The 3,321-nt window shown below is 33.6% G+C and carries 2 protein-coding genes; both read right to left on the bottom strand.

The genetic code is table 11. The features are described 5' to 3' along the window. The coding region (locus tag B1R93_RS14995) for a cupin domain-containing protein (RefSeq protein ID WP_207634170.1) at positions 1 to 191 on the bottom strand (191 nt) is incomplete at its 3' end. 957 nt (positions 192 to 1,148) lie between these two features. Beyond that, positions 1,149 to 3,029: an ATP-binding protein gene (locus tag B1R93_RS14985; RefSeq protein ID WP_165763836.1), complete on the bottom strand. Its 1,881-nt coding sequence runs from the start codon at positions 3,027 to 3,029 to the stop codon at positions 1,149 to 1,151. Positions 3,030 to 3,321 lie beyond the last annotated feature (292 nt).

The raw sequence follows: 3,321 nt of genomic DNA, 5'->3' as shown, positions 1-3,321 counted from the left end.
TTTACAAGGAAAAGATCACCCATCCTCAGTTGGTAGTTATCTTGATTAACCCTGATTTCCAATTCACCTTCGAGCACGAAAAGGATTTCAGTGGCTTCGTGCCAATGATAAGGGAAACTTTCTACTGTATGTGTGAAAATGTTAATTGGTAAATCAACTTGATAATCTATTAGCTCATATTGGTAACGCATACTTCACCGTCCTCTACCCAATAATTATCAATACTTTAGCATAAAAAAAATATCTAAACAATTTTCCAATAATTTCAATAAAGTTATTACTTTAAACTTCTAGATGTACTGTACTTACCAGGTTAATTTAGATAGCCAGCGCAATCGAATATAAGCGGGCACATAGTTCATTTTGGTACCTACACATAATTCTTTGTCACGTTTTTTTTACTATGAGATAAAACAAAGTCCATATCCATAAGCAATATAAGCATATGTGACTGTTTGGACAATACAGAAATAATCATTTGAAATTTTACCCTTTGCAACTAGCACGACACACAACATTCCACTTATAGATGACATTGATTTTGATAAAGGTAAATTACTCATAAGACGTAGCCTCGCTAAAATAGCCGGTAAGTTAATTTTTAAAGAACTGAAAACATCAAAATCTAAAAGACAATTTTCGATTTCACCTTATGTCATCAAAAAAGTACAGGAGTTTCAAAACAAACAAAATGAATTGACATGCAGAATGGGATTGGCCTATGAGGACCAAAAATTAATTACCTGTTCAGGTTTTGGATTGCCTAAAGAGCCACGCAACCTTTTACGGGAATTTTATCGACTAATTGAAAAAGCTTATTTTACAGACAAAAACACTTTATCATACTAAAGGAGCACAAATTGTGCACAAGGTGAACATTAGTAAATAAAGTTCATGCTCTTTATCAATTACAAAAAAAGCAGAACCCCTTGTAAAACAAGGGGTTCCGCTTTTGAATTATGAATGACCCGTATTGGGCTCGAACCAATGACCTCCACCCTGTCAAGGTCGACAATTCATTTATTTTGTGTAATTGATAGTTATCAACTGTGACTGCAAATCCTATTATTTAAAGGGATTTGTAGTCTTTTTATTATTCCTAATTATTTTTTATAATTCATAGTTATTTTTGCGTTTTAATTAGTGAATTATTTAGTTATAACACTTGATTCATTACACAGTTTTGTAATTGTAGTTAACCACATTTCAATTTCCTTGCCTGAATCTATCTCACAAACTTGTTCATACGTCATTGTCTTAATTGCTTCGTTATTTAAACGCAGTTTTACTTTTCCTTCTTTCTGTTTTCTTTTTTCTTGTGAAACATCACACCAAGGCTTACTGTCAGGATTGTTACTATGTTGTACTTCGGCTATTTCCAAAGGAACATCTAACCAATCATCTTGCTGAATAGAAACATCAAACACTTTTTGTATTGCCTCAGGATGAATATAGTTCTCCATTTCTCTCTTATTAGTTAGGAAAGCTCTTGAACCATCAGTACGTAAATTTACTTGTTCACAGTAAGCCCGATACTTTGGCTTATCTATATCATCACGATCATAAATATGGATTTCAGGAAATCCTAACTTTTTTAAATAGCGATGTTGAACCCACCCCTTTAATGTACTACCTCCTAACGGCATAACAACAACTCTGCTATCCGTATAAAGATTAACTAGTTCAGGTCGTTCAGAAGAAATTATCTGGCTAAAATCGCTTAATGCAGTTACATCATGAACACCCTCAACACAAACTAGTACTTTCTGCTCCTCTTTTGTAACAAGAGAAGGATATACTCCTAACGCATCAGCAATTTTTGAAACAGTTTCATCGCTAGGGTCATTTATTACTTTTACCCCGTTAACAACGTCAATAAATCTTAAACTCTTCTCAGGCATAAGTTCAGCAAAAGCAGGAACATGAGTAGTTAATAAAATTTGTGCAGAATCGTTATCTACCAATTGTTTAAAAGCTTCTGCTAACAATATCTGATTAGAAGGATGCTGAGCAGTTTCAGGCTCTTCAATAGCATAGATAATATTTTTCTTCAACGTCTCATTTTTTCTTCTCTCTGCCTCAGCTCGAAAAAAGTTTAGTAGAATTAGTCGTCTTACACCACTTCCACGTTTGTTAATGGGTATATTGTCATCTCCTTCTAATGAGAGTTTGAATAGTCCATTCCATTTAGGTTCTTCTTTAAACTGTGGAGTAAGTTGAGAAGCTAATGACTCATCCATTTCATGTAATTTAGCTAGAGTTTTAGTAGCGACGTCAATGACATCTTTTTCTACATGCTTTTTAATTTCTTCTAACTGATCTTTTACACTATCAATAGCCTGCTTAACTGCAATTTTCATAGGATCTTGGACTTCATTATCAGAATCTGAACTAGAGCGATCAGATTGAAATAATGCATAGATCGGCATATGTCGTTCTATTTGTTCCCAAATAGATTTCGCATCTGCTTTACTTAAGTCTATTAACGTTTCTTCAAGAAATAAGTCATCAGAACTTTGCCAGATTGCCTTTCTCAAAGAAACATTTGATCTTGTATCAACTTCATCTGAAGGAATGTCTAAAGTATTCAGTAATTGCTTTAATTTTGTGTTGGTCTGCTCAAGAAGGGTATTCATAGGAGGAATAGATGGATGATTGGCATTAGCAAAAACCTTTATTGTTGGAGTTTTTTTTGAACAATCAAAGACCTTAGAAATTTCTAACTGCTCTTCACTGTTCAACAAAAACTCATCCTGTAACGATGTTTCAGAACTAGTATCCAATACAATTCTGTCTGGTAAATCAGTAAAGATACATGTTATTTTAACTAAGCTTTGTCCAGAAAAAACACATGCATCAGCTTGTTCAATTTTTACAGTTTGGTTATTAAAGAAAATTTCTAATGCCTCTAGAATGGTAGATTTACCTATATCATTTTTCCCGACAATTGCAGTAAGTTCATCAAGATTAATAACTGTTTCCTCTTTATAAGAACGAAAATTTTGTAATTTTAGTGTTTTTAATTTCAAATGACACCCTCCGATTTTATAAGTTTTCCAAAGTTACCTAAAATTGTAACATTACTTAGTAAATTAGTCGTTATTTATCAAAAAAAGACTGAAATTATATATTTCAGTCTCAGACCGTAGACAAAACGCCTTTGAGAAATGACTCTCAAAGGCGTTTTCGCGTATTTCCGTCTATTGTCTGTTGGTGACGCTGGAGGATGGGTGTTCCTCCAGTGCCAGTTGGCTAATTTTTTTAGGTTCATGGCAGCGAAAACAAGCATCGCCTGCATTGAGTTTTTTTCCAACCCTTTTA

Origin of the sequence: Halalkalibacter urbisdiaboli, from assembly GCF_002156385.1 — a bacterium.
Taxonomy (GTDB): domain Bacteria; phylum Bacillota; class Bacilli; order Bacillales; family Bacillaceae_D; genus Halalkalibacter_A; species Halalkalibacter_A urbisdiaboli.
Note: the sequence above shows the minus strand (reverse complement) of the source record. Positions and strands in the feature narration are given on the sequence as shown.